The sequence below is a fragment of the Microcoleus sp. B3-A4 genome, from assembly GCF_036705385.1.
In the GTDB taxonomy this organism is placed as follows: domain Bacteria; phylum Cyanobacteriota; class Cyanobacteriia; order Cyanobacteriales; family Microcoleaceae; genus Microcoleus.
In genome coordinates, this window is sequence record NZ_JAUBUI010000068.1 from 25,981 (window position 1) to 32,214 (window position 6,234).

At 42.5% G+C, this 6,234-nt stretch carries 4 protein-coding genes and 2 pseudogenes; 4 read left to right on the forward strand and 2 right to left on the reverse strand.

Annotated features, from left to right (window positions below):
* Positions 1–16 precede the first annotated feature (16 nt).
* Positions 17–1,480, forward strand: coding sequence for a CIA30 family protein (locus QUB33_RS22175; protein WP_333354320.1), 1,464 nt, complete (start codon positions 17–19; stop codon positions 1,478–1,480).
* Positions 1,481–1,745: 265 nt separating this feature from the next.
* Positions 1,746–2,624, forward strand: coding sequence for a sugar ABC transporter permease (locus QUB33_RS22180; protein WP_333354324.1), 879 nt, complete (start codon positions 1,746–1,748; stop codon positions 2,622–2,624).
* A 158-nt stretch (positions 2,625–2,782) separates the two neighbouring features.
* On the opposite strand, the gene QUB33_RS22185 is transcribed toward QUB33_RS22180, so the two are convergent.
* On the reverse strand, positions 2,783–3,484 hold the full coding sequence (locus QUB33_RS22185) for a DUF4079 domain-containing protein (RefSeq protein WP_333354327.1): 702 nt from the start codon (positions 3,482–3,484) through the stop codon (positions 2,783–2,785).
* A gap of 655 nt (positions 3,485–4,139) precedes the next feature.
* On the opposite strand from QUB33_RS22185, the gene QUB33_RS22190 reads away from it, so the two are divergent.
* Positions 4,140–5,095, forward strand: a protein-coding gene (locus QUB33_RS22190; protein ID WP_333354330.1) for an IS630 family transposase whose coding sequence is annotated in 2 segments (ribosomal slippage) — positions 4,140–4,479 and positions 4,479–5,095 — 957 coding nt in all. Because the reading frame shifts where the segments join, the coding sequence is not laid out codon by codon here.
* On the opposite strand, the pseudogene QUB33_RS22195 reads toward QUB33_RS22190, so the two are convergent.
* A pseudogene (locus tag QUB33_RS22195) lies at positions 5,074–5,709 on the reverse strand (IS630 family transposase); the annotation flags it as partial. The gene QUB33_RS22190 and the pseudogene QUB33_RS22195 sit on opposite strands and share 22 nt — an antisense overlap.
* A 138-nt stretch (positions 5,710–5,847) precedes the next feature.
* Between QUB33_RS22195 and QUB33_RS22200 the strand changes: the two are divergent.
* Positions 5,848–6,234 (forward strand): annotated as a pseudogene (locus tag QUB33_RS22200) (transposase); the annotation flags it as partial.

Here is a 6,234-nt window from a genome sequence, read left to right on the forward strand (position 1 = left end):
TTCAGAGGAAGCTAGTATGACTGAAAAAAAAACCGCCCAATGGGATGCCGGCCGGTTTCTCAAAACCTTGGCTTATTTCGGCGTCATTCCCTTCATTGGCAGCATTAGCTGGCTGCAACAACTCTTTGGAAGCAGCAGCAAAACTAAAAAAGACAAACCCAAACTGATACTGGTAGCCGGTGCCACCGGCGGCGTCGGGAAGCGAGTTGTCAAGCGGCTGCAACAGCGGGGATATAGAGTGCGAGCTCTCGTCAGAGATGCTAAAAGAGCAACAGAAATTCTCGGCAATAATGTCGAGTTAGTCGAAGGAGATATCACTCTCCCAGAAACCCTAACACCGCTAGTAACCGAGGGCATAGAAGCAGTTATCTGCTGTACCGGCACTAAAGTTCAACCGATAGAAGGAGACACCCCAACGCGGGAAAAATACTATCAAGGCATCAAATTTTATATGCCGGAAGTTGTGGATGTTCCCGAAATAGTCGAATACAAAGGCATCAATAATTTAGTGAAAGCTGTTCGCCGCCAGCTAATTCAAGCAGGCGAAAAAACAATTTTTGACTTCACAAAACCCAGCCAAGATTTAAAAGAAAGTTGGGGTGCGCTCGACGACATTGTGATGGGCGGCACTAGCGAAAGTTCGATCCGGCTGACAGACAATACGGCTATATTCACAGGCAATGTTTCTACCGCCAACTCGGGTGGCTTTGCTTCGGTGCGTACCCGCAACTTTGATCCTCCGCTCAATCTCGCAGGATTTAGCGGCCTCCACCTGCGCGTCAAAGGAGACGGCAAGCGCTACAAATTGATTGTTCGCAACGAAGCTAAATGGGATGGAATTGGCTATTGCTATTCGTTTGATACTGTTTACAATACCTGGATTACTATCACAGTTCCTTTTGATGAGTTAATTCCAGTATTTCGCGCGAAAACTGTTAAGGATGGCTCTAAATTTGATGGCAGCAGTATTTTTTCTTTTCAGTTAATGTTGAGCAAGTTTGAATATGACGGCGCGCTCAACCCGAAATTTACACCGGGTATTTTTCAACTGGAGTTAGAATCTATTAAAGCTGATGGGGGACAGACTTTGCCGCGATTTGTCATGGTGAGTTCGGCAGGAGTTACCCGCCCGGGCCGCCCGGGAATTAACTTGGAAGAAGAACCGCCTGCCGTCAGAATGAATGATATGTTGGGGGGGATTTTGACTTGGAAGCTGAAAGGGGAAGGTTGTGTGCGATCGAGCGGCATACCTTATACTGTTGTCAGACCTTGTGCTTTGACTGAAGAACCGGGAGGCAAAGCTTTAATATTTGAGAAAGGAGACAATATTAGGGGCAAAGTCAGTCGGGAAGATATTGCAGAATTGTGCGTGGAAGCTTTGGAACAACCTCAAGCTTGCAACGTTACTTTTGAGGTAAAAGAGGGGGAAAATGGCAGTCCTCCGGGAGAATGGCAGGGTTTGTTTTCTGGAGTTAAATAATTATTATTTGTAGGGTCGAAGTCTAGATCCCCCCTAACCCCCCTTAATAAGGGGGGGACAAGAAATATTTTCAAGGACTCAGCGCAGGTGCGCCGAATAGCACCCTACAAATGCGAGTTTTATAACTGGTTCCCAGGCATAGCCTGGGAATCAATGTCCAGAGGCTCTGCCTCGCTTGTGAGTAGGAAAATTGGAGGCAGAGCCTCCGGATATGCGTTACCAGGCAGAGCCTGTTAACGAGTAAAATTACCAATTACCCATTACTATGTCTGTGACTTTTTCCCGACGCTATTTGACGCCTTATTTGTTTTTGCTGCCGGCTTTATTTATTTTGAGTTTGACTGTTTTGTGGCCGGCGGTGCAAGCTTTTTATTTGAGTTTTACTAATTACGAATATGATTTAACTCAAATGCCACAGTGGGTGGGGTTGAAGAATTTTAACAGGTTGTGGGGCGATCGCACATTTTGGCAAACTTTGACGAATACGCTGCTGTATCTCACCTGCGTTGTGCCTTTATTGGTGGTTCTACCGTTGGGAATGGCGATTTTGTGCAATCAAAAACTTAAGGGGATGAACTGGTTTCGAGCAGCATACTACACGCCAGCGGTGATTTCAATGGTTGTCGCCGGGATTGCTTGGAAGTGGCTGTTTGCTGAGACTGGACTGCTGAATCAGTTGGGGGAATTGTTGGGTTTACCTCCTGTTTCTTGGCTGGCTAATCCGAAGTTAGCAATCTTTAGCGTCATGGCAGTTACTATCTGGAAAGGATTGGGTTATTACATGGTAATTTATTTGGCAGGGCTGCAAGCTATTCCGGCAGAACTTTATGAGGCGGCTGCTATTGATGGTTCTGATGGTTTGGGAAAGCACTGGGATATTACTGTGCCGCTGATGAAGCCTTATTTAGTTTTAGTTGCGGTAATTTCGGCGATTTCTGCTACTAAGGTTTTTGAAGAAGTTTATATTATGACTCAGGGCGGCCCTCGCAATAGTTCTAAGACTGTTGTTTATTATCTTTACGAACGGGCTTTTAATGATTTGGAAATTGGCTATGCTTGTACGATCGGGCTGGTTTTGTTTTTGCTGATTTTGGGGTTGTCGATTTTGCAAGTTAGCCTTCAGGGTTTGACTCGCAATGATTAAGATTTATGGCTGATTAGAACTGACGCACTCCGGGCATCATAAACTCGGTTTCTCGTTCTCATTCCTGTGATTACTAGGATTTTGTTACATTCAGAAACCGGGTTTAGTGGTCTAATTTCTACTAATTTTAGACTTGAATGTCGAAGTAATGCGATCGCTCACGGCTTTGGGCAGGTCTTATTGGGGAAATCACAGCTATAAATATAGGGTTTCTGCCAGTTCAAAGGAATTTCTAATAAATCCCTGGTTCCTGTCATTCCCTGTCCCAGAAAGAGCAGCACAGCGATCGAACTCAAGATGACATGGATAGTGCGCCAGCGATTTGAGCGGTCTTTGTAAATGTCTTGAATGATGGCAAGGGAAAAAACCATAATTAGCGCAGCGGCGATGCCAATGTAGTAATGAGACCAATACCATTCATTGGTTCGTCGGTAAACGCCATCTTGGGCGCCAAGAATCACCAAACCAGTACCTGTTAGGGTGGCAAATATGCCCCGCCATAAAGCGGGTGTAGCTCGATAGAGCATGACCAAAGAGCCGACAGTTGCAACAAACATCAGCACAATGAAAATGACCTGAAACGAGTTTTTGCTCCAAACATCCTTGCTCAAAATATGCTCAAAAATCGGGTAGGCTAGACCCAACAACGTCACTCCTACCACCGAACCTGACAGAATTCGACCTGCTTTGACGTGTTCGGGACCGACTACAGGTGGAATTTTGCTCTTGGTGTCGATCGCAATTTGCTTCCGACGCTGCATGGTTTGCCACCCCATATTGAGAACAATACCAAGCATAGGAAAAACAATCGCTACAGCTAAAATAGGATGCAGCAAAGCCAGAAAATCTTTAAATTCCATAGATCGCCTTTTTGTTGAAGAGGGTTGGCTTCATCAACCCGGTTTTTGCGCTACATAATATCATACCCGGCGATCTAAGCACAGTAAGTTTGCAGTCAGGACTAATAGTTATTATTCACTGGCATAGAGAGGATTCAAGTCCTGACTGCAACCACGCTTTATGAAGGGTAACCCACCAGAAATGTTGATAAATCTGAAGCTAGGATATAGCAGTTGTCAATTGGGTGAGGTACAGCTTTCTCAGTTACGCAATTACCCAATTACAATTACCTTGTTCTCAGAGAAATGAAAACTGCTGGCGGTAAGATCAGTGGCGCTTAGCGAGTAACTACCTGCATCACTTTGAGCTTAGCTGAACAGTTCTTTGTTATTCCCAATAGTAGGGTAGTTTTTGTTCGCTAAAGCATTTTACCAGGGATATCGCCCATCCACTGTGCTTGTAAGTAGTTATAGCCTTTCTCAGAAAGATGAGGTATCCTGTTAATGCACTCACTCATGAGGGTCAGACAGAGAATATCAGATCAAATGAACTATAGTTACATGGTTAAGTAAAGCCACGCGAAAGCGATAGCACACATAATAGCATTTTTTTGACAGCACGATCTGCTTGACTCACAACACGTTTACTTGTACTCCTCTTCATACATTGTTAAAAATGAAAGCTTATTCGATTGATTTTAGGCAAAAAATCCTTGATACTTATCATGCTGAACCCATTTCACAAAAAGCACTAGCTAAGCGTTTTTCTGTAGCCTTGAGCTTTGTACAAAAATTGCTTAAACAATATCGTGAAACAAAAAACATTACTCCCAGAACTGACCGATGTGGAGTCAAAGGCAAACTGAATGCGGAGCAACTACTCATCTTGGCTCAATTGATTGAAGGAAATAATGATGCAACTCTTGAAGAACTCCGTTATTTACTTTATGGGAGAATTGGATTTTCAGTTAGTAGATCAACAATAGGAAGAATGATAAAACTTTTAGGCATTACTGTCAAAAAAAAACACTCTTCCCTTCAGGCAAAGGCACGGAGCGAGTTCAACTCCTGCGATGTGAGTTCTGGAAAAAAATTAAAGAGATTAGTTTAAAAGACTTAATATTCATTGACGAATCGGGAGTTAACTTGGCAATGGTTAGGTTATATGCCAGATCTTTAAAAGGTGAAAGGGCTCAGGGGCCAAAACCAACTAAACGTGGCAAAAATGTCTCAATACTTGGAGCAATGTCAGTCAATGAAATTTTGACATCGGTTAATCTAATAGGCGGAACTGATGCAATTACATTTGAAGCTTTTATAATCAGGAAACTTGTGCCCAAACTATGGAAAGGAGCCTGTGTAGTGATGGATAATTGTCCCATTCACCTGGGAGAAGAAGTGAAAAAAGCTATCGAAAAAACCGGGGCAAAATTAATATACTTATCTCCTTATTCACCAGATTTTTCACCAATTGAAAATCTATGGTCAAAACTTAAAATCATTCTCCGTTCTATCAAGACTACTAATTATCAAGAATTAGGAAATGCCATAGAGTTTGCGTTCGGACAAGTTACATCGTCAAATATTTTTAACTGGTTTACACACTGCTGTTATTGTACCTCATCTTTTTGAGAAAGGCTATAAGCAAAATTAATTACATAATTATCTCCAAATTCTTTAAAAATTCTTTCTACAGATGAAACAAGAGATTGCCAGCTAGAGTAGGCATCTATTTCGAGCCATTGATATTTGATAAACCGCCACAAAATCTCTATTAAATTCAATTCAGGTGAATAAGTAGGCAATTCAAATATAGTTAAACCGCGTTCTTTCCATTCTTCAATTTTCTCGAAAATGGCATGGCTAGTATGAATAGAAGCTTGATCTAATACAATAACTGTTGGCCGCTCCACCACAGCAAAGAAAGTATCTAAGCAGGCTATGATTACATCAGAATTAATAGTCTGCTCTGAAACATAAGCATGAAGAGTGTTTTGCCGATTCATAATTCCCAAGACATTTAAACGCTTAGTTCTACGACTATCAATTGACAAATATTCACCAATATCTTGCCATCCATAAGGGACACAAGGGATGCCACAAAATCCGGATTCATCCAAATAGTATAAATCAATTTTTCCCTCATCTTCTAATTGTTTTAATTCTGACAATTTTTCTTTTTTTTCCTTGTATTCTATGGGGTCTGGCTTGCCGCCAACACCTCGACGCATCCTATGCCAACTCATCCTTTTTTTTTAATTAGGGTTTGCTGAATACATCGATCGCGTGTTACTTAGCCTGGGTTACGCGATCGCGCGATCGAGAGAAAAGTGCAAGATAAACAGGTAGAATAGGTCAAAAGCCGTGCATCACAACCTGCGATCGTGTACAGAAAAGCTGAGTTTGCTCCCCTCCCACCCTTAGACTTTGAACTAGCCAATGGATCTAAATTGTCAGCCCTCAACCGTTGGGTAAAAATGGCCCAAATAATCCCGTGGTCAGAATTTGAATCAGAATATGCGGCCAACTTCCCCGCAGACAAGGGTGCACCAGCTAAATCGTTTAGGATGGCATTGGGGGCATTAATTATTAAAGAAAAATTAGGAATTAGCGATCGCGAAACAGTCGAACAGATCCGGGAAAACCCCTATCTGCAATACTTTATCGGTCTATCAAGCTACAGTAATGAACTCGCATTTGACCCATCACCCCGCCGTACATTTTCGGCAACGAATCAGTCCCAACCTAATTAATAAAGTGAACGAACGCAT